The 22,630-nt window shown below is 61.9% G+C and carries 18 protein-coding genes; 5 read left to right on the top strand and 13 right to left on the bottom strand.

The window, feature by feature from the left end; genetic code table 11:
- The first annotated feature begins 214 nt into the window (after positions 1-214).
- A complete protein-coding gene (locus CSQ87_RS08580) occupies positions 215-1,171 on the top strand; it encodes a DNA/RNA non-specific endonuclease (protein WP_100513462.1) in 957 nt (318 codons plus the stop codon).
- Positions 1,172-1,418: 247 nt separating this feature from the next.
- Positions 1,419-2,378, top strand: coding sequence for a zinc ribbon domain-containing protein (locus tag CSQ87_RS08575; RefSeq protein WP_100513461.1), 960 nt, complete (start codon positions 1,419-1,421; stop codon positions 2,376-2,378).
- Between the two features lie 29 nt (positions 2,379-2,407).
- Here CSQ87_RS08575 and CSQ87_RS08570 read toward each other — a convergent pair whose 3' ends face one another.
- The 10 genes from CSQ87_RS08570 to CSQ87_RS08525 form a co-directional block, all read right to left on the bottom strand.
- Positions 2,408-3,127, bottom strand: a complete 720-nt coding sequence (locus CSQ87_RS08570) for a MerR family transcriptional regulator (protein WP_100513501.1) — start codon at positions 3,125-3,127, stop codon at positions 2,408-2,410.
- Between the two features lie 60 nt (positions 3,128-3,187).
- Positions 3,188-3,628: an FHA domain-containing protein gene (locus tag CSQ87_RS08565; RefSeq protein ID WP_100513460.1), complete on the bottom strand. Its 441-nt coding sequence runs from the start codon at positions 3,626-3,628 to the stop codon at positions 3,188-3,190.
- An 88-nt stretch (positions 3,629-3,716) separates the two neighbouring features.
- Positions 3,717-4,706 (bottom strand): tetratricopeptide repeat protein, encoded by a 990-nt coding sequence (locus CSQ87_RS11040; RefSeq protein ID WP_207761129.1) that lies wholly within the window; start codon positions 4,704-4,706, stop codon positions 3,717-3,719.
- A complete protein-coding gene (locus CSQ87_RS08555; RefSeq protein WP_100513459.1) occupies positions 4,699-5,199 on the bottom strand; it encodes an HIRAN domain-containing protein in 501 nt (166 codons plus the stop codon). The genes CSQ87_RS11040 and CSQ87_RS08555 overlap by 8 nt, the downstream gene beginning before the upstream one ends.
- A gap of 25 nt (positions 5,200-5,224) precedes the next feature.
- Complete coding sequence (locus tag CSQ87_RS08550) at positions 5,225-6,118, bottom strand: J domain-containing protein (protein WP_100513458.1); 894 nt, start codon at positions 6,116-6,118, stop codon at positions 5,225-5,227.
- Positions 6,119-6,160: 42 nt separating this feature from the next.
- Entirely contained in the window at positions 6,161-6,862 is a 702-nt protein-coding gene (locus CSQ87_RS08545) for a tetratricopeptide repeat protein (RefSeq protein ID WP_100513457.1), read from the bottom strand.
- A gap of 92 nt (positions 6,863-6,954) precedes the next feature.
- Positions 6,955-7,224 (bottom strand): ribbon-helix-helix domain-containing protein, encoded by a 270-nt coding sequence (locus tag CSQ87_RS08540; protein ID WP_100513456.1) that lies wholly within the window; start codon positions 7,222-7,224, stop codon positions 6,955-6,957.
- 1,059 nt (positions 7,225-8,283) lie between these two features.
- Positions 8,284-9,081, bottom strand: a complete 798-nt coding sequence (locus CSQ87_RS08535) for a hypothetical protein (protein WP_100513455.1) — start codon at positions 9,079-9,081, stop codon at positions 8,284-8,286.
- Positions 9,071-11,179 (bottom strand): hypothetical protein, encoded by a 2,109-nt coding sequence (locus CSQ87_RS08530; RefSeq protein WP_133122380.1) that lies wholly within the window; start codon positions 11,177-11,179, stop codon positions 9,071-9,073. The genes CSQ87_RS08535 and CSQ87_RS08530 overlap by 11 nt, the downstream gene beginning before the upstream one ends.
- Positions 11,180-11,181: 2 nt before the next feature.
- The gene (locus CSQ87_RS08525; protein ID WP_133122379.1) at positions 11,182-12,552 is read right to left on the bottom strand and encodes a hypothetical protein; all 1,371 of its coding nucleotides are present in this window, start codon (positions 12,550-12,552) and stop codon (positions 11,182-11,184) included.
- 414 nt (positions 12,553-12,966) lie between these two features.
- Here CSQ87_RS08525 and CSQ87_RS08520 point away from each other — a divergent pair, with 414 nt between their 5' ends.
- The 3 genes from CSQ87_RS08520 (at position 12,967) to CSQ87_RS08510 (ending at position 18,067) form a co-directional block, all read left to right on the top strand.
- Positions 12,967-14,796 (top strand): sigma factor-like helix-turn-helix DNA-binding protein, encoded by a 1,830-nt coding sequence (locus CSQ87_RS08520; protein ID WP_133122378.1) that lies wholly within the window; start codon positions 12,967-12,969, stop codon positions 14,794-14,796.
- Positions 14,797-15,001: 205 nt separating this feature from the next.
- Positions 15,002-15,850: an aldo/keto reductase gene (locus CSQ87_RS08515; RefSeq protein ID WP_100513500.1), complete on the top strand. Its 849-nt coding sequence runs from the start codon at positions 15,002-15,004 to the stop codon at positions 15,848-15,850.
- 6 nt (positions 15,851-15,856) lie between these two features.
- Positions 15,857-18,067, top strand: coding sequence for an SWIM zinc finger family protein (locus CSQ87_RS08510; protein ID WP_100513451.1), 2,211 nt, complete (start codon positions 15,857-15,859; stop codon positions 18,065-18,067).
- 118 nt (positions 18,068-18,185) lie between these two features.
- Here the strand turns inward: CSQ87_RS08510 and CSQ87_RS08505 are convergent, their stop codons facing one another.
- From CSQ87_RS08505 to CSQ87_RS08495, 3 genes are all read right to left on the bottom strand, one after another.
- Positions 18,186-18,875, bottom strand: coding sequence for a protein kinase family protein (locus CSQ87_RS08505; RefSeq protein ID WP_165776807.1), 690 nt, complete (start codon positions 18,873-18,875; stop codon positions 18,186-18,188).
- Positions 18,876-18,919: 44 nt separating this feature from the next.
- Positions 18,920-19,294, bottom strand: a complete 375-nt coding sequence (locus CSQ87_RS08500) for a zinc ribbon domain-containing protein (protein WP_100513449.1) — start codon at positions 19,292-19,294, stop codon at positions 18,920-18,922.
- A 171-nt stretch (positions 19,295-19,465) separates the two neighbouring features.
- Positions 19,466-22,573 (bottom strand): bifunctional [glutamine synthetase] adenylyltransferase/[glutamine synthetase]-adenylyl-L-tyrosine phosphorylase, encoded by a 3,108-nt coding sequence (locus tag CSQ87_RS08495; RefSeq protein ID WP_243388895.1) that lies wholly within the window; start codon positions 22,571-22,573, stop codon positions 19,466-19,468.
- Positions 22,574-22,630: the final 57 nt, after the last annotated feature.

The raw sequence follows: 22,630 nt of genomic DNA, 5'->3' as shown, positions 1-22,630 counted from the left end.
TGGACTATTTCCGGGATCGTTTTCCGGGATCATCTGGACCGAATCGTTTGGACCGGATATGCGCAGCTCCCGCGGTCATCCCGCGGCCAATCGGCATCCGCCGCATCCGCTGTTGTAGGATGGCACACCGTAACGAATCCGAAGACACCGATCCGAACCTGCGGATATGCGATATTGATATCCGAGCACGGATCGCATACGGAAAGGCTGATCCATGCCACTCAAGCGCATCCTGTCGTCCGCGCGGACAATCATTCTGCGAGTGATCCCGCGAATGATCCCGCGGACCCTGACCCGTGCCACGGCCGCGTTCGCGGTCGTCCTGGCCATGCTGGCTCCGCTGGCCGGCTGCACGGTCGAAATCGACACCGGCGATGACTCCTCGTCGTCCTCCTCGGCGTCGGCATCGTCCTCGCCGTCCGAATCGTCATCGACGTCATCGTCGGCCGGTTCCTCGAGCGGATCCTCCTCATCCGGATCATCCGGATCGACCGGATCGCCATCGGATTCCTCGGCAAACGGATCGACATCGGGCTCATCGGGCACGGCATCCGATACGGCCGCATGGAACCCGGCCACGGCACCCAACTATTATCTGGTGTCCGGCAGGGCGAACTTCTCGGCCGCCGGATCCCTGCCCGCCACGGGAACGATTCGATATTCCGAACCCGATTCGCTGGACCGTTCCGGCATGGCGGTCGGCGTGATCGATCGCCGGCTCATGACGGCCGGCTCGTCCCGCGAACGCCACATGCCCGACACGATCACCGGCTGGCCGAGGCATAACCCCAAGGTCGCGATCACCATGGCCTCGGGTCGTACGTACCACGGTTATCTGTTCAACAAGTCGCATCTGATCGCCAAGTCGCTCGGCGGCAAGGACGAGGCCGACAACATGGTCACCGGCACGCGTACGCAGAACGTCGGCGACAACGACGCCACGCCCGGCGGCATGGCCTATACGGAGACGCTGGCCCGCAACTGGCTGAAGACCCATTCGTCCGGCACGATCGTCTACATGGCGACGCCGCACTATCAGGGATCCGAACTGCTGCCGCGTACGGTGACCGTGGACATCCGTACCTCCGACGGTTCGATCGACCAGCACGTCATCGTCTACAACACCGCGCAGGGATACGACATCGACTACGTCAACGGCGGTACGCGCTAGGCGGATCGCAATACGGCGGATCCGTGGACCCGCAACATGGTGTCGCGGTCCTTTCCGCTTTCCGTTTTGTCCGGTTACCAGTATTGTCCGGTTGATCATATTGTCCGGTTGGAAACATTGTCCGGTTAACAATACTGCCGGTTGATTGGATTGTCCGGTTAGACCGGATGGAACGGAAAGGAACGGCGGCACCGCCGTTTCATGATCCCGCTCCGATCCCGACCACGACGAGGAAAGAGAGACCATCATGAAGATCTGCAACCAGTGCGCCAGCGAAAACACCGATCAGGCCAATTTCTGTCGGATCTGCGGAGCAGCCCTCGAGGCGCCGCTCCCCCGTAATCCCCAGACCATCCAGACTCCCCCTCAGGCGACTTTCCCGGCGCCCATGAGCGCACAGGCCCACATGCCGGCATCCGCCGTCAATCCGGCCGGTACCACTCCCATGACTCCCCCGGCATCGTCGCCGGCAACCGCCCCCGCAGCCCCCGCAACCGGCGTTATCGGCACCAACCCTGGCGTCACCAATACCAACGTCACCAGCGGCTCGGACGGCGATCTGGGCCAGTGGCTGACGGCGGCGTTCAAGCGTCCCTCCGGCGAATACCACGCGCAATCCTGGTGGGGTCTCATCCCCCTGGCCGCCAACGCCGCCATCGTCGGCACGATCTTCTACCTGTGGGAGTATCAGGCGATCAGCGGCGTTTCCGATCTCCTGAACAGTCTCCGGTCCTGGCTGACCGGCGGCTATTCCTACGGCTATGGCTACTACGGCTACGACAGCACCCCGACCGTACCGCTGGGCCACTGGCTGGTGTTCTTCCTGATCACGCTCGCCCTGTACTACGTGACCGTGACGCTGTGCTTCGTCGGCGAACGGCTCTACGGTCTGCCCGGCACGTTCGGCCGCACCCATGTGCGGGTCGGCCAGCACATGATGCCGCTGACCATCGTGAACCTGATCGCACTGGCGTTCGCCTCGATGGGAGGCGGCGCGACCTCGTCGGCCCTGCTCGCCCTGTTCGGCGGCCTGCTGCTGGTGTTCGTCACCCCCATCGCCTATCTCGCCCACTGCGACAGCAACCGCAGCGTCGACCGCGTGTGGCTGTGGACCGTCTCCACGGCGATGTGCCTGCTGACCCATCTGGCGTTCTGGTTCGTGCTCGGATCCTCCGTGTTCCACATCATCCAGAACATGGTCATGTGAGACTTACTGATTTACGAATCCTGCGATGATCAGATCCCGCGGACGGCACGGCGCTGTTCGCGGGATCGCTGTTCGGCCTGCAGAAGACGCCGTCGGGCGGTGATCTCGTCGAGCGGACGGTCGCCGCGGTCCCGCTGATTCCGCTGGCCGTGATTCTGCGAACCCTGATTCTGATGATCCTGATCCCGTCCCGCGACGTTGCGGGCGGTCAGATCCACGAATTCCTCCTGACTCAGGGCGCTGCGGACGTGATGCCACAACGCACCCACGGAGACGCCGAACACGGCACGGCCGCCGCGCACCAGCGCGATCACCTCCTCGTCGGTCGTGCATTCGTAGACGGTCTCCCCGTCGCACATGATGGTGATGTCCTCGAGTTCGCCGGCGGTATGACGCATCAGCACGCCGAGCGCGACGGTGACGTTGTGCAGATTCACCCCGGCGTCCAGCAATCGCTTCGACACCGCCAGTATCACCACGTCCTTGAAGGAATACAGACGGCGGGAGCCGGAGCCATGGGAGGGGTTGATGGAAGGCTCGACGATCTGCTTGCGAGCCCAGTAGTCGAGTTGGCGATAGGTGATACCGGCGACCCGTGAGGCCACGGTGCCCCGGTATCCCCTCGTCTCCGTTTCGTGCCGCAGGCCCGACGCGTCGAACAGACTCCCCTGCACGACCACGCCCGCACCGGGATCATGACGATCCTTCGGCGGCACATGCAATGTGAGCCGCGGAGCCTGACCGTCCATCATCGCACACCCCTTCGTGATCGGTATGTCCTGATGCCAGTCTAGACCGCGGATGAACGATCAGCGGGCAACGACCGCCGATTTCGTGAAGAACACCAGACGGAACTTGCCGATCATGATCTCGTCGCCGTTGTGCAGCACCGCTTCGTCGACGCGCTGACGGTTCACGTACGTGCCGTTGAGCGATCCGGCGTCCTGCACGGTGAACTGGGTGCCGTTGCGGTGGAAGATCGCATGGGCGCGGGACACGGTGGAATCGTCGAGCAGGATGTCCGCCTTCGGATCTCGCCCCACGTTGATGACGTCCTCATCAAGCAGATAGCGGGAACCGGATACGGCGCCTCGGGTGGAGATCAGCAGTGCCGAATTGTCGTTCAGACGGGCGATGGTCTCCAGATCCTGTTGGGTGAGGGGCCTGTCCCCCGCGGTGGTAATCGGAATGTGAATGGCCGGGATGCCAATGATCGTGGTCTCTCCGGCGGTAGGAATCGGATCAGTCATAACGTTCATTGTACAATGCCTCCCGCGCAATGGGTGCGACGGACACCCGTATCCGACGCGGGAACCTCCCCTCACGATTCGGTACGTGTCACACTCCGGTGAGGCGGATCTCCTGACGCATGTCCATCACGCCGGCCTCCGCCTCCCACAGTCTCGCGTCGTACGATCCGCCGCCGTCACGCACCTTCAGTTCCAATCCGGTGCGGGCCAGCTCATACCAGTGCAGAGCCTCACGGCAGTCGCGCGCGCAGCCCTTCGCATCGTTGTACGCCCGGGCCAGCCGCAATGCGGCGCTACCCCAGATACGTGGAGAATCATCCCGCCCCAGTTCGAACGCCCTGCGGAACATTGCCAGCGCCTTGCCGTAATCAGGCTCGCAGCCCCTGCCCTCGTCAAGCATGTCACCATACTTGTAGCAACCCTCCGCAAGATCGGCTTCGGCCGCATGTCGGAAGGCGTTCAGGGCCATCACGTCGACGTCGGGCTTCGGCGGCACCGCGCCGAAATTGTCGTAATACGAGCGGAAATACCGTCCCTCGCACCGGTCGTAGGCGTACACGTAGCCTAGGCACAGCCAGCCGACCGGGTTGCCGCGACCCGCCGAATGACGGTACAGCACCTCCGCCGCGCGGAAGCAATCGATGCGCGTCCCACGATCCTCGATCGCGGTGAGGCCCATACCCTCCGTGTAATACATGCCGCCATACTGCAGCGCCCGCTCCCCATACGGATCGGATATATCCGCCTTGTCGCATACGTCGGAATCGTCCACCCCGGCGTCATAGAACGGTACGCCGAGCGCGGTCTCATCGGCGTGGCCGATGCCGAGCGACAGGTCGAGCGTCACCTGCCGGATATGCGGATAGCAATCGATACGATCACGGCCCCTGACGATCGTCCCGTCCTCGTTCTCGTCCTCCACGGGCACCGTGAGGAACATCGCCGGCAGAACCGGGCCAACGATCGGATCGTCATACAGGAAGAACAATTGTCCCTGCTCCTCGTACACAGGAATATCGGGGTGGGCGTGCCACAGCGGCCACGGAGCCGAATCCCAATCGGTCCTGTCGTCAGTCATCGAGCACCAGCTTCACCCATAGGCGATGGTATTCGCCCAACGTCTCCGTCTCCAGATACTCCGCATACACGTACTTGCCGGCATCCATCAGCCGCGCGATGATCTCGTTTTCATGCGCACGCAGATACCCGATCGGAGTCCCGCCCACGTAGACGCGCACCGCCCACCGGTCCTGCGCGTCCTGCGGCTCGCGCTCCAATCGCAGACGAACGGGGGACTCATCGTCGGTGTTTGCGCCGGCAGTGTTTGCCGCCTGCGTCAGACCGTGCAGCATGGTCTCGTCCGCGCCGCTGTCGCCGAACCCGCGACTGCCCACCAGATACGTCCGCTCGATCAGCGTGATCGCATTGGCATACGGCTTGGGCATGTCGACGTCTCCGGAAAGGCCGCCGAACAGCGCCAGTTCCCCGTCTCCGTCGCCGCTACCGGGCAGCGGCATCAATCCCCCGGAATCGGATACTCCAGAATCCAACGGCATCGTCGGCTCACTCATGATTCAGTCCTTTCCCTATGACTTCCTATGACGCCCTATGGGACCCTATGGCGTTTCCCATATCGCCAGCCAATCGTTTATAACGTTCGTCGTATCGCCGCCGCACGGCCTCATGGGCGTCGATGCGATCGCGAATGACGGTCACCTGTCCGCTCACCCACTCGGCGTCGGCAAGCCGCTCGCGCAGCGTATACGGTTCCGTGGAAGTCAGTCGATCCAGCCGCTGCTCCACGGCGTGCAGACGATCCCGCAGCATGTCGATCTCGAACCGCAGTTCGTCGGCGCCGAGACGGTCGAGCTGTACGTCCTCCGTCATGTCCGCGGTGGCCACGTCCAGTGCGCGCATCATGTCGAGATCGCCCGACGCCAACGCACGCTGCGCCATCGCATAGTATTCCGCCCGCTGCGCGTCACCCGGATGCAGATCGGGGTGAAAACGCCGCGCCAGCTTTCGGAACAGTCGTTTCAGCTCCTTCGCCGAGGACGAGCCCAGCCGGGTCGTCGCGCTCCTCCACGACAGCCACGTATTGAGTTGCCTGGACTGCGTCTGCACCCGTTCACGCCAGACGGCCAGCTCCTCGTCCAGCGCCTTGTCGATCTGATCGGCATCGACGGCACTCCCCCGATTCGCCGCGGCCTGCGCCAGCGCATACCGGCGCTTGGCCCGCCTGGCGGCCAACTCGGCCTTGGCGAGCCGAACCCGCCACACGCCGATCTTCATCCAGAAATCCGCCCTGATCTGCGGAATGACCTGTCCTTCGATCTCCTCGATCCGGACGATTCCTTCCGTGATTCGGGCGCGAAGACGATCGATCTCAGCTAGCAGCCTCCTGCACTCGCCGGCGGCGTGGCTTCCTCCGGGCGTGGTGTCGTTGCCATTGTTGCCGGTGTTGCCGGTGTCGGCATCATCATCGAACATGCCGCACTCTCGTTCCGCTCAGACATTTTCCGATCATTCGTCTCATTCGTCACCATCTGATGTTGTGCGTCCGAACGTATCGAACTCCGCATCCGAACGTAATTCGGTATCGGACGGTATCGGCGCGGTGCGTTCGGATCCCTCCTCCGCGCCGCGCAGGGTCTTGGCGTACCAGTGCAGTCCGGCGGCTACGGCACTGCGGAACCGTTGCACGGCGCGTGCGTAGTATTCGTGGGCCTTGTCCCGATCGCCGTTGGTGCGGCTGTGCTCGTACTGGCCGGCCAGACGAAGATCGATGCTGGCCAGGACCGCCTGATCCTCGGGAACGTTCTCCTTGCAGGTGAGCTTCGCGATCCGCTCCGCCTGCCGATACAGCTGGAACGCCTTGTCGTAATCCCGCTCGCAGCCCCGGCCCGACCGGTACAGGTCACCGAGCTTGTAGCAGCTTTCCTCGTTGCCGAGCTCGGCTCCGCGCGAAAACCATGCGAACGCCTGATCGTCGTCCACGGAGCCGAGACGCCCATACAGATACACATACCCCAGATTCGTGGCGGCCTGCGCGTTGCCATACGAGGCACTGCGCTCATACCAGTGGGCCGCCCGCTGGAAGAGCTGGTTGCGCGCCCCGGGATCCCGCTCCCCCATGGCGGCGCCATAGGCACTCGCACCCAGATCAAGCGACAGGAAGCCTCCGGAGTGCCGATCAACCGCCTCGTCGTACGAGGTGCCCATATCGATGCCCATGCTCAATCCTCCTGACCTACCGGTTTCTGGAATTCCGTGATCCAGCGATTATCCACCTCATAGAGACGTCAATGACTCACTGAATCGAACATCTACATTGCGGCGAATTCGCGGATCAACGCATGACGCATAATCGCGTCAGCAGACACGCCGCGCTTCTTGGCTAAAGTATCCAACATGGCAGACATATCAGGACTCAACGAAACCGTACGACTGACCGGGGAGACCGGCTCCACATCAAACACAGGACCAGGGAACACCGGACCTGCAATGCCTCCCAGTTCGCCGCGTTCGATTTCGTCAGCCCAGCGATCTTCCATATCTTCGGTGACAATCCGTCCACCTTTGGCAATGACACTCATGAAAACTCCTTTATAACAAACCGACTTCACGCAAAATCGGTGGCTGTGCTTTCATCGCATGGAAAATTCGCCAATCGCCGTCTTCCTTCAGATATCCGACCATCTCAAGCAGCCGGCCGTGTTCGTCATAGCCGACGACCACATACCGTAAGGGATCTGTGCCCTCACGAGGACTGAATCTTATGGCGTTCCTCCATGCCGTACATACGGACTCGTAGGACATATCTGGGTGACGAACGTATACACGTTGCGTCACTTCAATATCATTCAAAGGCTCACCTCGCTTTCGCAAGTGATTCCAAGCATACCCGTCTTGGGCGTGTGATGAGGATCGCTGGGGTGGAGGGTGTACGGGCCGGGACCCAACCTCTTGGCGGCCAGTGCGGATAATGTGCGACAGGGTATGGGCGTACCCGGTAACCGGTGTCTCAAAACGTTGAAATTGCAAGGGGTTCAAGAGTGTGTTACCGGGTATGCCCATACCCGGTAACATCATTCACTTGCTGGGCAGCATTATTCGTTATGGGCCACGGATCACCTCATCCGACCGGTGCCGTCGGCCGTCTTCCTCTCACGGGGAAGACAGAGTGGAGGGGATCCCGCATGATCGGCCGTTCCTTGGCCGATCCGTTCACCAATCACTGGCCGACCCGTTCACGTATCCCCTTACTTGGCGAAAACGATCATCTGGAGCCCGAATACGGGCTCTTGGCAATCGGATCGGCCAAGTAAGGTTCGGTCGTGGTCTCCTAGTGAACGGGTTGGCCAGGTACGGACCGAACATGAGGAGACGGCGGAGACGTTCCGACCTATTCCCGACCTATGTCGAATTCGAGATACGGAACCGTCCTTCGAGATCGCCGACGGATGGATGGCCACGCCCTCCATCGATTAATCGAAGCTTTTCGTCAACGAGGTTCTGTCCGCCGATGCGAACGAGCTCGGGGTGGTTCGCATCGGCGGAAATGCATCCCCCACCGAAATCATCGAAAAGCTACGCGATCGAGGAGATGAGGATATCGCGGAGCTACTGCTCAAAGGGAATCCGATCAACTGACCTCATCGCACTCTCACGTCTTCGAGTTTCAGGATGTGCGTGATGACGTCCGTGTATTCGCGACGGAATACGCGATGCAGCGCGTCCGTCGCCGAACGTTGCGGCCATGACACCATGCCGATCAGTCGCGCGGCCTTCGTATCCGAAGGTAAGGCGGCGTTGAGGGTCAGCAGGCAATGCCGCTCGTCCAGCGGTTGGATTCTCGCCGTGCGGGTGCCCTTGCCGGCAACGACGTTACCGATGCCGCCGTCACTCCACGATCCGTCCCCCCACGATCCCTGATCATGGACCGGGTCTTGACGACGAATCCGGTCCTGACGGGAGACCGCCGAGGTCAGTCCGGAGAACGGCAGCGGATCCACGCCGATCTCGTTGGCTCGCATCGGTTTCGTCGGATCCGTCGGATCCGCCAGCCCGGACAGCACCGCGCAATCATCGGAGATCCACTCAGTATGGGCGGTGACACAGCGATACAGTCCCTCATCCGTGACGATCAGATTCCGTGAGGAGACCATCAGCGACAGTATGCGCTTTATACCGGCTCGATCATCGCCGCCGAACCATCGGCGGATGTCCGGATACGATCTCGCCAAAGTCTCCAACCATGCCGCCGACTTACGCTCCACGGTTTTCCCGTCGATGCCGTAGACGCCGCCGTATCCGTCATCCAGACAGAACGCCTGCATCCAAAACCGCAATGCGGAGTATGCCGCCCGCGACGCGAACGCCGCGTTCGATTCCTTCTGGACACGAACGAGCCCGAGATCCTCGGCGATGTCGTCCAGTACCCTACCGACCATTGCGCTTCCAGACACGAGTCAGCAGGGTGTTGCAGGAGTAGGCGTCCGTGCAGCCATTGGCGAATGACTGAGCCTGTTCCGGTCCCTGATGGAGCGACAGCTGCAGTGTGAGATGCGGCGCTATCCATTGGCCGGTTCCTGTGATCCCCATCGCTTCTCCCGCCATGCCTATGGTGACGGGCAATATCATCGACGTCGTCGGCAGTCCATTGCCGATCTTCGGTCCAAGGGATTTGGTCTTGGCAAGAATTTCCCGATCCTCCACACTCGGATTCGATTCCGAATGATGTGCGAACGCAGGCGTCGGCGCCGACTGAGACAGCACCGCATACCGCTCGGTCGGCACGTAGAAGATCCGATTCCAGATCTCCCTGGCCACCAGCCGCAGATTGCCGTATGCGCCCACCGGCAGGATGACGATCGTCTCCGACTGCGCACGGGATAGTTCGAACAGCACGCTTTCGTTGACGGTGTCGAACAGATTGTCCAACACCAGCACCCGCTGACGATCATCGTTCAGCAGATCGTCCAACGCCGAGGAATCGTTCCAATCCGTCGGCACGCTGACATGCGAGGCCGGAACGCTCCGTACGGCGTATGACAGTGTGTTGGCCAGCGGCGCGGCGAACATGGAGTCCACGGCCAGCAAATGGGTCGCCGACAACGTGGACCGAATGCCATCGACCAGCATGTTCATGTCGGCGGATTGCCGCACGGGAACAATGCCGAACTGCCTCAGATTGTGCTTCAACGCATCGGCGATACTGTCGCCCGCGGACGGCGTACCTAATTCCGGGTAGCGGACAGGATTCAAAACGTTCTCGGCAGCGGACCCGGACGATTGCCCGGCAGTGAATCGCTCCGTGAATCGCACAGTGGCCCGTAGTCCGAGTCGCAATGCGGCGTCCTCATCAAGACGCGCAAGCACCCGTTCCTTCTCCTGCTCGACGTCATGCAGGTTCGCCTGCTCGGTTTCGATCCGCTGTCGCGCCTCTTCGATCTGCTGCCTCAGCTGCTTCTCCTGAGCAGCCAGCGCGGCGTTCGCCGAAGCCTGCTGCTGCGCCGCCTCCTCGAGCTGATGCATTTCCTGTCTCTTGCTGGAAATCTCAGGTTCAAGATCACGAAAGGCTTCAGCACGACACCGTTGGACGAATTTCTGATCATGCATCAACATTTCTCGGATCAGACTGTTCATCATTTCGTCATTCGGATGCTGCAGTCGCATAATGGCTTTACGAATCTGCTGGATCTCCGAGGAAGAAATCGATCCATCGGAAAAATCCTCCAACCGCTCCGGGGCTTCGAAGGCAGCGCGGATCATCTCAGCGATACGCTGTCCATCATCGCTGCCGAAGGTAAGATCCGTCGTCTTGTTGAACCAACGCAAATATCGAATGACGTATTCCGACACTGGTTGAACGACCACGGTCCCATCGGACGTTGGCAACGATGGACTTCCATAGAGCCACCGATCTTCCGACTGTAGGGTAAGGTGTCTGGGCAGTCGCACTAACATCTCAAAATTCAAGGTGTACTGTTGCGCAGTTAACGGTCCATCCGACTTCAGACGAATTTTTCCATGCCCATATTCCAAACAAGTTCTATCGAAAGCCACCACCTTAATGCGGTTATTGTTTTGAGCGTAAGCGATCAACACCAAGGGTGCCGGGATGCCTCGATACGACCATCCTTTGATCAGACGCTCCCTCAATCCATATAAATTACTCACCTCGGGACAATCAATGACTTCATAGAAAGGCGGGGTCTCAGTCTGATTAATCTTTCCTTGGACCCATGGTTTGCCGGGATCGTTATGGTTGGGGGCCCATTTCAGAAAGATATAATCCTCTGGATTATCCCTTATGAATGAATCAATATTCGGATGATACATTGTGCGGGGATTATTGGGGTCGGAATACGATCCCTTCGTAGGGTCCTTCGGCTTGTTAGTTTCAGGAAGGACTTGACGATATTTTCCGGTTCCGTTGAATTCCCGCCGATAATCCATGATTCTGACGAATTCGCAATTTCCATTCGTCTGCCATCTCACGAAGCACACGGATGCACGAGGATATTCGGAATCGTTCAGCCAGACCATGATCATGCTCCTTCTCGTATGATGGCGATGCGCTCGCCGCGTGAATCATTGTGTTCGGGGGTGTGTTCGGGGATCTCCCCCATGCGCAGTCGTGCCACATCGGCGCCATGGCCGAGCGGCAATCGCGGGATATCGTCCGCGAAACTCGACTGTGCCTTCGCTGCCGTCGTCTCCGATGCCGTTGCTTCCGACGGATCGTCAAGAGCATCCGGTGCGTCCGTCGAATCGACCTCGGCGGGATGCAGGTCATCCGGGATCGTCCGTCCCAGCATCACGGCTCCCCACGGCATGTGCCGATTCGGTTTGAAGAACAGGCATGATGACTCTTGCTCATACGTGGGGTTCAGTTCCCGTCCGAATCCGACGAACCCGAGGCCGCGCGAATCATGCAGATCAAACGATCGGCGATCCACACGGTCGGCCTGCCGATCCGCCGGTATCCGATACGGGAACTGGTAGATCGGCATGGACCTGCGGAACAGCGGCTCATCGATGCCGAACGCTCTCAGACTCGGCGGCCACACCAGCTGAGCGGAGCGATCGACATCCGATAGGCAATACCCATATGTTCCCAGCCAGTCGTCGACGCGATTGTGTCGTCGGGACGTCGGCGACACCCTCACCCGGTACACGGCCGTTCCGTCCTCGTCGATCAGTCGTCCGACCGGCTTCGTCACGTCGAACAGCGACTCCAGCTCCCGGCCGCGTCGCGGGTCGGTCACCACATAGTAGTCGATGCCGGTGTGCACCGCCGCGCCCTTGTGCAGGTACCGTCCGCCGTTGCCGCCGAAGGCATCCGAAAACATCAGTACTCCCCTGCTGTCCTCGGGCGCACCCACATACTTCCTCCAGCGATCCGGAATCGTGATGCGTGACTCCACATCGCCGAGCGGCCGTCGAAGCGTGATGGTCCGGCCACGTCGTTCCGTCAGATACCGCAGCGAATGCCGTTCGCCGTCCACGGTGATGACGTCCGAGTCCGACAGCGCGCGCCGCAGAAAGGACAGTCGCCTGCGACGCAGACTGAATTCGACCCGGAAGGCATCGGCGCGGCCATGACCCCTGACTCTGCGTAGGAACATCAGCAGCGACGGCACGATCGAATTGTAGAACCCCGCGCCCGTGCCGCTCTGATACAGCTGGCATTGCTGCGCCCATTCGTCGTTCTTGCGATGCTTGAAATGCGGGGATTTGGCGTATCGTCGGCGATACGGACCGCGCGAGCCCATGGCCGCGGCCACCACCGGGCGATTGCAGTACGGGCAGACGAACCGGACGCCATCGGGAATCTCTCCATGGAAGTTCTCATCGACCTCCGCGGCGGACACCAGACGGGGATCGGCCGCACGGACCAGCTGAATCGCGTTATCCATGACCATACTCCCTCGTTGGCGTCATCATCGTGTTCGTCGTCATCGTATTCCATCAGTGTATAGCCGGATCAGGGTTTCTCGTTCACCTCATCCGACCGGTGCCGTCGGTCGTCTTCCTCTCACGGGGAAGTCAGAGTGGGGGTAATCACGCATGGTAGGCCGTTCCTTGGCCGATCCGTTCGCCAATCACTGGCCGACCCGTTCACGTATCCCCTTCTTGGCGAAACCATTCATCTGGAGCCCGAATACGGGCTCTTGGCAATCGGATCGGCCAAGTAAGGTTCGGTCGCGGTCTCCTAGTGAACAGGTTGGCCAGACCGCGAACAGCCGAACATTCCGAACGTCATTATCATGGGAATACCTGAATGAATCGATATCGATTCATGGCAATGTCATAGGCAAAGGGGGCTTTTCGTGGACGATGATCGCATGGCAATCACCGGGGCCAAGGGATTGTACGCCGATATTGTCTCCGTCGCGCAATGGGCCGCGGACAACGGTCTGTCCGGACATACCCTGATTCGAATCAACGATGAAATCCGTGACAATGCGCCAAAGGATGTGCTGGATGCCATTGATCGCATAGACCATGCCGACGTCGAATCCATTGCCTCTCCAAACGATTATTCGCTGTTCTTCACCAGAGAGGATCTTGACCAGATAGGCGATCCGGATATTTCGGAGCATTCGGCCGGGTATTCGGAAGACCATGCCGATGCGGCCTTGGCGGCAGACATGGCAAGAGAGGAAACCGTTCCCGGGGAATTACGCCCGCTGATCACGCTGTTGGAGTCCTTCGACTATCGGGATCTCGACATTCTGTCCGCACGGCTGCTGGCCGATGATCCGGAGACCCTGAACGACGTCGGAGCGCGCCATGGCATCACCCGCGAACGGGTCAGGCAGATCGAGAGGGATCTTAAGGCTCGGATGATCAATGTCATCGAACAGTCCGATCTTCCTTCACAGCTGCGTCATCTATTCCGCCATGAGGGAGAGATCCTTCCTCGGTCGAAAGCCTTTGAGAACATGCCGGTGCTCGTCAGAACCCTGCCCTTGCTAAACGTACCGATATGGCGGCTACTGCAGGCCTTGGGAACGGAACCATCCTTCGAGATCGCCGACGGATGGATGGCCACACCCTCACTGGATGAGGCGAAGCGTTGCGTCAACGAGGTTCTGTCCGCCGACGCGAACGAGTTCGGGGTGGTTCGCATCGGCGGAAATGCCTCCCACGCAAATTCCGATCAGATCGACGACAGCGCCCGCAACCTTCAGGCGTGGCTGAAGTACTGCGGAATGATCGTCATGGACGACTTCGCATTCGTGTCCTGCCGTTCTCTTGAAGACTTCGCTGTCGCATCGCTGTTCGTCAAGGATCGTCCACTGACTTTGGATGAGATCATCAACATGGATCCGAAGCGTCGTAGCGTGACCTCGCTTCGCAATGCTCTGGCGAGGGATGATCGAGTCAACCGTGTCAGCAAAGACAAGTACGGTCTTGTCGATTGGGGGATGCCCGAATATTCGAACATCCGCGGCGAGATCCAGCGGAGCCTCGACCGTAATGGCGGATCCGTCGAGCTGAATCGGCTGATCCGTGAAATCGCGGGAAGGTCCGGCGCTTCGGAACGAAGCATCGTTTCCTATGCCGGAACGCTTCCCTTCCGTACGGTTCGAGGAGTGGTGACCATGGCGGATCCCGGCCGGATGAAGGCGGACAACGATCCATACGCGTCGGCAAGGCTGTTCCGGCATTCCGATGCGTGGCTGTTACGTACCACACTGACCCATGAACATGAACGTGGCAGCGGCAGCGTGCTGCCGATGTCGGTGGCCAACATTCTTGGTCTCGAGTTCCGTGATGAGCGGGAGCTTCACTCGCCGCTGGGCGTGCAGCGGGTGTACTGGACGGGCATCAGTCCCGGTCTCGGAACTGTCAAGCGGTTTTTCGATCGGCGAGGTCTGGCTGTGGGACAGCAGGTGTTTCTCAGGTTCGGGGATGACGGTACCTTCGATATCGTTCCGATGGCCGATCTGAACAGTGCCGCCATGCATGATGCGTTGGTCCTGTGTGGCGGGGATGGCGGTGATGCCGATTCCCCACAACTCGCGTTTGAGACCATCGCCCGGTCGATCGGATTGACTGGCCACGCATCCTCCGGCGAAATCATCGAAAAGCTACTCGATCGAGGAGATGAGGACATCGCGGAACTGCTACCCACAGGAAATCCGATCAACTGACCTCATCCAACCGTGCGGCAATCTCATTTCTTGGCAAATCCAAGCTTAAAGAGGCCGAATATGGGCTCTAAAAGCTTGGATTTGCCAAAAACCGGATTCTAAGCCCATCGACCGGGTTCCCGGCCACAAACTCGACGAATCACCACCGAGTAGAGTGGGACGTAGTACCCAGTACCTACATCTGATGAAGGAGTCTGTCATGTCATTGCTCGAACCGCCCGCGATCCCCATCCGCAAAGCCCACGATGGGCTGGAGTTGCCGGCCATCGGATTCGGCACCTACCGGGTGAACGGGTTCGCCGGCATCGACGCCATCAAGTCGGCCCTCGAAGTCGGCTACCGTCTCATCGATTCCGCATTCAACTACGAGAACGAGGGCGTGGTCGGCAAGGCGATCCGCGAATCCGAGGTGCCGCGCGAGCAGATCATCGTCACCTCGAAGCTGCCCGGCCGCCACCACCAGTACGACGAGGCCCGCGCCACCATCGAGGAATCCGTGGCCCGCATGGGACTCGACTACATTGACCTGTACCTCATCCACTGGCCTAACCCTTCGCAGGGCCAGTTCGTGGAGGCATGGCAGGCGCTCGTGGACGCGCAGCAACAGGGCATCGTCAAGCACATCGGCGTGAGCAACTTCCTGCCCGGCCACATCGACCTGATCACCCGCGCCACCGGTGTCACCCCGGCCGTCAACCAGGTGGAGCTCAGCCCGTTCTTCCAGCAGCGCGAGCAGCGCGCCTACGATGATGCGCATGGCATCATCACCGAGGCATGGAGCCCGCTCGGCCGCGCCAACCAGATGATCCGCGACCGGGATATCGTGCGCATCGCCGAAAAGCACGGCGTCTCCCCCGTCGCCGTGATCCTGCGCTGGCACCTGCAGCTGGGCGACGTGGCGATCCCGAAGTCGATGAACCGCGAACGCCAGCGCGCCAACCTCGACCTCACCGGCTTCGAGCTCGATGAGCAGGACATGCGCGACATCGCCGCCATGGACAACCCCGAAGGCTACACCTTCGGACAGAACCCCCACTGGCACGAGGAGGACTGACCTGCCATGACCCTGCCGCCGAAACCTTCGCTGACCGAATTCGAACGCATGTTCAACGACGCCCCGCAGATCCTCGGTCGTGCCCTCGACTACTGGCGGGACGGCCGCGTGAGCGACCTCGAGGAGATCGCGCCATCGTTGTTCCATGCGCGGGTCCTCGGCAGCGAAGGCTCCGGCTATGACGTGGACATCCGCCTCGACGCGGGAGCCGAAACCGCCTCCGCAAACGAGGCTGCAGACAACCCCGCCGGCACCGAAACCAACGCCGATGGGTCCGCACAGTCTCCCGGCCGGCATGACCGGAGCAACCCTCGTGGCCGGCATGTGATGTCCACCGCGTGCACCTGCCCGTATCTGCGCACTCCGTACTGCAAGCATGTGGGAGCCGTACTGTATGCGCTTCGGGAGCGGTTCGAGGAGGCTTTGCCCGAACGTACGTCATCCCCGAACAACCATCACGTCTCACCGCGCCCCGCCAAGCCTCGCGCCACCATGCCGCATTACGTGCTGTATGACATCCTCGCCCGCATCGACCAGCAGGTAGCCGAGTCGGGCGGCGGGAACCCGCTGTTCTTCTGGTCGCCGCTCTGCCTGCAGTACGCGGAGCATCTCCGGTCGGAAAAGGAGCTGCAGCTCATTGATCCGGAACTGGCCGAACATCTGGTCCTCGAACCGCTGGCCAGATACCACGAACGCCACGGCCACCACCACGACGGCGATGACCACGACGGTCATGATGATTTCGGCGAATCCGATGATCCTCCCGTTCCCGAACATCTCGCGGACAACGACCCATACGACCCATACAGCTCATACGGCGATCCATACGATCCATACGGCGAGAGGGCAAAGGACCCGGAACTCGACCATGCGCTCGAGGGGCTGCGCGTCGTCGCCTACAACGCCCTGCATTCGACGGATTACGCGAACGCCTGCGTGAACCTGTCGACCTGCATCCAGGCGCTGACCGCGATCGAAGGCACGTACCCCAGCGACGACCACACGTTGCTGGAGGAGAGCGCGCAGCTGGTCAACCAGATCCGCTGCTACATGGAGAACGTGGCACAGTACGCGGATTCCGCCACGGCCGGCAAGGCCCTGGGCGAGATCGCCAATGCCGCCTACACGCCCCACATCCAGTTCCAGCAGCCTTCGAACGCCGCCATGCTGCTGGCCTCCGCGCTCGCCTTCGCCCATCACGGCGACAAGATCATGTGGGCGTACGACGTCATCGACACGGCCCTCGAACGGTTCGGACCCGCCCATGACCATGAGCTCGAGCATGAGGTCCTGCTGATGCCCCGTCACGATCTGTACCGCTACGTGCTGATGGTCGCCTATGATCTCAGGCGTATGGCTGACGACGAACAAGGCTGCCGGGAACTGTGGGACGCCAATCCCGATGCCGCTCCCCTGCTGCTCATGCACGCGGCCACGCTGATGAAGGACCGTCGGTTCGCCGAGGCCCATCGTCTGGTCAAGGATCATCTCGACCGTCGTGCGGACAAGCTGGACGCCGACCGCGAGATCATCCACAACGGTCTGCTGGAGGACCTGCTGCCGCATGGATGGCACACCGTGCTCGAATGCTGTGCGGAGGGCATGGACGACGTCGATCGTCTCGCCGACGTCTACCGGTTCCTCATCGTCAACTGCACCACCAGATCGGATGCCGTATACGTCGCGCGTCTGCGATACCTGATACAGGCGAACGGCGCCAGTGGCGAACAATGGCATGACATGGCCGCCGAGCTGGCGCGCGAATGCTCCCGTAACATCACGGAACGCATCAGAACGCAATCCGACATGCCGCTGTACGAAGCCAACGGCCGGCGAAGCAGCAGCTGGCGCAATCCGGCCTATGAGCGGCTCATCGTCGACGAGCGGCTGTCCGACGCCGCACTCACCTACTGCGTGACCATCGATTACCCATCGATGCCCCTACTGAAGACCATGGCGATCAACCATCCGGAGGACGCCCGTCAGGCGATCCGCAACGCCCTGCCGGCCGGAGCGCTTGACGCGAAGTCGATCTCGCCCGGTACGGGACGGCGGGGCATGACCACCAGCCGGACGACGTACCGTCAGATCGCCAAGCAGCTTCGCCGGTACGAGGAATTGTTCGGCGACGAGGAGATGCGCGAGCTCGCCCGGCGGATCGTCGAGCAGTACCCGAACCGTCGGGCGCTTCGCGAGGAGCTCGCCTTCGCCCTGTGAGCCCCGTGACGGTTGACCAACTGTGACATCCGGTCAGCCCCGTGACATCTGGTCAACCCCGTGACGCCCGACCACTGGTCAACCCCGTGACGCCCGACCACCGGTGAAGCGTGGCCGCCTACCGCAGCCAGTCGGCGAAGGCCCGGCGGAAATCCTCGGCGGCGGATGCGGTGTCGGCATACGGCGTGCCGAACCCCATCAGCCGTTTCACGCAATCGCGTTGGGAGGCGGTCAGCCACAGATCGTCGTACCATGCCGCACGACGGTTCCCGCGGCTCAGTCCCGCACAGGAATACATGAGATACAGCAGCACATCGGCCAGTCGGGCGTGGTCGAGGCCGATCTCGTCGGCAGGCACCTCCCCGACCCGGCTACCGATATACCGGGCCAGACCGAAGTCGATCAGGGAGACCATGCCGTCGTCATACAGCACGTTCGCGATGCTGATATCGCCGTGGACCACGTTCCGACCGTGCAGATACGTCACGACGTCGAACAGCCGGACGCCGATGCCGACGATCTCACGTCGGGTGAACTCCCGATGCCGATCGAACAGCCAGCTTTTGAGGGACCGGCCCGGCTGCAGTTCCAGCACGAACCAGTATCCGGTGCGATCGTTGACCACGCCGAGCAGCTGCGGGACGGCCGGATGCGACAGTCCGGAGAGGATCACCGCCTCGTAATGATTGCGGCCGGCGTTCCTCTTAAGCATCCGACGGCGGAACCGTTTGAGTACCACCTGACGGCCGGACGGATCCTCGGCGAGAAAGCACACCCCGTATCGGCCGGAACCGAGACGGGAGGACACGACGTATCCGCCGATACGGTCACCGACGCCGAACCGTCCGCCGATCAACGCTGGATCGGCGCCCCACACTCCATGCAGAACCGGGCCGCGGGATCGGCGGGCCGGCCGCAGTTCGGACAGAACACCGACTGCGCGCCCATCGGATTACCGCACGACAGGCAGAACTTGGACCCGTTCGGCACATGCGAACCGCACTTGGCGCAGGTAAGCTGGGCGCCGCCCACCGTATGCGTCTGCTGCGGGTAGGTCTGATGCGGATACTGCTGCGTCGGATACCCCTGCTGCGGGTAGGTCACGTACCCGCGGTCCGAACTCGACACGCTGCCGAACATGCCGAACAGCCCCTTGCGACGATAATGCCGGGAACCCTGATACCGATTCGGATACCGACGCCTGCTGCTGGAGAAGAAACCACTCATGTCACTGACCTTTCCGGGGGCGCCCCCATTGCGGGGGCTGAGCCCTATTGGCAATCCCCTATTCGCGCATTGTAGTCCGGCCCGATATCGGGATGTGGTCCGCGGTCGAACCGGATTGGTCCCGACGATCCGGCCCCGACGATTCGCGGCCCAACCGACCAGCCCCGGCGATCAGGACTCGTCGTCCTTGCCGTAGAACAGACGATCGGTGACGAGCCGGCACTTGCGCATGATGCCGAGCAGCTCGTTTTCGAACGCCTGACCGCGGTGCGCCGGCTCCTTGAGCACGGCGGCGATGCCACCGAGCGAATACATGTCGTCGGGCAGCACGTCGGCGCGGTTGGCGCGCCCGGACCACAGGTAGTTCGCGTTACGGGCGTTGGTGGCCATCAGCCATGCCTGACGAAGGATCGCCGCATCGTCATGGTCGATCTGTCCCAGCTTCTCCAGTTCGTCTAGTGCCGGCAGCGTGGACACGCACTGCAGTTCGGGATGCTCGTGCGCCTTCTGCAACTGCAGGAGCTGCACCGTCCACTCCACGTCGGACAGGCCGCCCTTGCCGAGCTTCAGATGACGTTCGCGCCGTACGCCGCGCGGCAGGCGCTCGGCCTCCACACGGGCCTTGAGCCGCCGGATGTCCTTGATCTGCGTTTCGGTCAGCGGGGCGAACGGGTAGCGCAGCGGATCGGCGATGTTGACGAGGAAGTCGCGGGCCAGATTCTCGTCGCCGGCCGCATACCGGGCGCGCAGCAACGCCTGATGCTCCCAGGTGCTCGCCCACGAGGCATAGTATTCCCGGCACGAACCGTAGGATCGGATCAGGGGTCCGTTCTTGCCTTCCGGCCTCAGATCCAGATCCAGTTCGATCTTGTTCTCCATGGAGACCGGCCCCATGAGGATCTGACGAAGATCGTCGACCACGGCCTTGGCGAAGGCGTTGGCGGTCCGGTCGTCCGCTCCCCCATGCTGCCGGTAGATGATGATCACGTCGGCGTCGGAACTGAAGTTCACCTCGCGGCCGCCGTAGCGTCCCATGCCGATGATCGCGAGCACGGCCGAAGGTTCGGACAGCCCCCGCTGCGCGCACTGATGCTCGACCGCCCATTCGAGCGCCGAATCGATCACCGCGTCATACACTTCGGTCATGGCGTCGAGGCATTCGCCGTCGGCGATCACCCCGCTCATCCAGCCCAGACCGATGCGTTCGATCTCATGGCGGCGCATCGCGCGCACCGACGTGGCGAAATCGTTGAGACGGTCCGGGTAGCGCGACTTCGCGGCATGGCACTGGATGCGCAGGCTCTGCCGGCTGCGCGGGCGCATCTCCTCGTCGTGGCCGAGCCAGGTGACCGATTCCATCGACTTGTTCATGGCCTCGCCGAGATACCGGGAGTTGGACAGGATATGGCACAGTCGCTGACCCGCCGAGGCCGAGTCGCGCAGGAAGCCCAGATAGTCGCTGCCCTGCCCGAAGTTCTCCTCCAGCTTGCGCCAGGTGAGCAGACCCATGTCCGGGTTCTGGCCCTCGCCCAGCCACTGCAGCACGGCCGGCAGGATGATGCGGTTGATCTTGGCGGAGCGGCTGATGCCGACGGTCAGCGCCTCGACGTGACGCATGGCGGACTGCGGGTCGCCGAAGCCGATGGAGGAGAACCGTTCCTGCATGGCCTCGGGGCTGAGCCTGATCTCGTCCTCGCCGAGCGTGGCGATGTTCGGCAGCATCGGGCGGAAGTAGATGTCGAGATGCAGCTGACGCACCTCGCGTCGGGTGGCGTCGAACCGTTCGACCAGTTCCTCCGGGTGCATGCCGAGCGCGCGGGAGAGCCGGCGCAGCTCGCGGTTGTCGGCGATCTGCGCCTTGCTCACCTGCCTCGGTGCCTCGATGCCGCCCTCGCTGCCCTTGCCCAGATCGGGGAACAGGTGGGTGCGCTTGAGCGACCACATCTGCTGGCGGTGCTCCAGCACGCGTTCGAACCCGTAGTCGGCGGACAGCTTCGCGGCCTGCTTGCGTGACACATAGCCGCCGGCGGACAGCGCCTGCAGCGAATCCAGCGTGGACGCGGTGCGCAGCGCCTCATCGGCACGGCCGTGCACCAGCTGCAGCATCTGCACGGTGAACTCTACGTCGCGCAGGCCTCCGCGGCCGAGCTTGATCTCACGGTCCTTCTCCTTGAGCGGGATCAGGTCCTCGACGCGCTTGCGCATCTGCTGGCAGTCGTAGACGAAGTTCTTGCGCTGGGATGCGGTCCATACCAGCGGACGGGTCCTCTCGTAGTACTCCTTCCCCAGTTCGGGGTCGCCGGCGACGGGCCGGGCCTTGAGCAGCGCCTGGAATTCCCAGCTTTCCGCCCACTTGCCGTAGTAGGTCAGGTGGGAGTCGAGCGTGCGCACCAGCGGGCCGTCCTTGCCTTCGGGCCGCAGTCCCCCGTCGATCTGCCACAGCATCGGTTCGGAGACGCCCATGATGACCGACTGGCAGACGCGCTGCAGGGTGACGCCGAGCTTGGTGCCGATACGGACGAGCTGCTCGTGACCGAGGCCCTCGTCGGCAGGCTCCACGACGTAGATCAGGTCGACGTCGGAGACGTAGTTGAGTTCGCGTGCGCCGAGCTTGCCCATGCCGATGATCGCGAACCGGCATCGTTCGCTGTCGGGCACCTCATGGCGGGCGATGGCCAATGCCCCTTCGAGCGCGGCGTCGGCGAGATCGGAAAGACTGCGGCTGATCGTCGGCTGCACGGTCAGCGGATCGTCGCTGGTGACGTCCTGGGCCATGATTGCGGCCAGCTGCTCGCGGTAGCAACGACGCAGCTGGGTGGCCGATTCGGCGATCGGCAGGGAACTGACCGGGGCCGTGGACTGCGGATCGGCGCCGATCCGCTCGAGCATGGCCGCCCGGCGCTGGCGGCCGTTCCACAGATGGGTTTCGTATCCCTCGCCGGTCACCGCACGGATCAGCTCCGGACGGCTGAGCATCAGACGACCCATTTCGTCGGATGCGCCGAGCACGCAGATCAGGCGGGAGAAGCCGTCCATGCCGACGAACAGCGATTCGAGACTCCGTCCCTCCTCATGGGACTGCCTGGCCAGTTCGGTCACATGACGCAGGGCGGTGTCCGGAGCGCAGGCCCGGGCCAACGTGCTGAGCAGTTCGTGGCGATAGTAGCCTTCGACCCCGTATTCGGCCAGCTGGGCGAACAGATCCTGTGCCTTGTCGAGATCGGCGATGCCTGCCTTGAGCAGATCGCGCATCGGCACGCGCGTCGTTTCATGTTCCATTCTTTCCATGATATCGGCAGCGCGGCCGAGCCGCCGATACGGTGTCCTCACATAGTG

This window comes from Bifidobacterium simiarum (genome assembly GCF_002802905.1).
GTDB classification, from domain to species: Bacteria; Actinomycetota; Actinomycetes; order Actinomycetales; family Bifidobacteriaceae; genus Galliscardovia; species Galliscardovia simiarum.
The sequence above is the reverse complement of the archived record's forward strand: the minus strand, read 5'-3'. Positions and strand labels throughout refer to the sequence as shown.

What these genes read in the sequence shown, in the direction of transcription:
- CSQ87_RS08580 (WP_100513462.1), top strand. Translation starts at nt 215, where the DNA reads ATGCCACTCAAGCGCATCCTGTCGTCCGCGCGGACAATCATTCTGCGA.
- CSQ87_RS08575 (WP_100513461.1), top strand. Translation starts at nt 1,419, where the DNA reads ATGAAGATCTGCAACCAGTGCGCCAGCGAAAACACCGATCAGGCCAAT.
- CSQ87_RS08570 (WP_100513501.1), bottom strand. Translation starts at nt 3,127, where the DNA reads ATGGACGGTCAGGCTCCGCGGCTCACATTGCATGTGCCGCCGAAGGAT.
- CSQ87_RS08565 (WP_100513460.1), bottom strand. Translation starts at nt 3,628, where the DNA reads ATGACTGATCCGATTCCTACCGCCGGAGAGACCACGATCATTGGCATC.
- CSQ87_RS11040 (WP_207761129.1), bottom strand. Translation starts at nt 4,706, where the DNA reads ATGACTGACGACAGGACCGATTGGGATTCGGCTCCGTGGCCGCTGTGG.
- CSQ87_RS08555 (WP_100513459.1), bottom strand. Translation starts at nt 5,199, where the DNA reads ATGAGTGAGCCGACGATGCCGTTGGATTCTGGAGTATCCGATTCCGGG.
- CSQ87_RS08550 (WP_100513458.1), bottom strand. Translation starts at nt 6,118, where the DNA reads ATGTTCGATGATGATGCCGACACCGGCAACACCGGCAACAATGGCAAC.
- CSQ87_RS08545 (WP_100513457.1), bottom strand. Translation starts at nt 6,862, where the DNA reads ATGGGCATCGATATGGGCACCTCGTACGACGAGGCGGTTGATCGGCAC.
- CSQ87_RS08540 (WP_100513456.1), bottom strand. Translation starts at nt 7,224, where the DNA reads ATGAGTGTCATTGCCAAAGGTGGACGGATTGTCACCGAAGATATGGAA.
- CSQ87_RS08535 (WP_100513455.1), bottom strand. Translation starts at nt 9,081, where the DNA reads ATGGTCGGTAGGGTACTGGACGACATCGCCGAGGATCTCGGGCTCGTT.
- CSQ87_RS08530 (WP_133122380.1), bottom strand. Translation starts at nt 11,179, where the DNA reads ATGGTCTGGCTGAACGATTCCGAATATCCTCGTGCATCCGTGTGCTTC.
- CSQ87_RS08525 (WP_133122379.1), bottom strand. Translation starts at nt 12,552, where the DNA reads ATGGATAACGCGATTCAGCTGGTCCGTGCGGCCGATCCCCGTCTGGTG.
- CSQ87_RS08510 (WP_100513451.1), top strand. Translation starts at nt 15,857, where the DNA reads ATGACCCTGCCGCCGAAACCTTCGCTGACCGAATTCGAACGCATGTTC.
- CSQ87_RS08500 (WP_100513449.1), bottom strand. Translation starts at nt 19,294, where the DNA reads ATGAGTGGTTTCTTCTCCAGCAGCAGGCGTCGGTATCCGAATCGGTAT.
- CSQ87_RS08495 (WP_243388895.1), bottom strand. Translation starts at nt 22,573, where the DNA reads ATGGAACATGAAACGACGCGCGTGCCGATGCGCGATCTGCTCAAGGCA.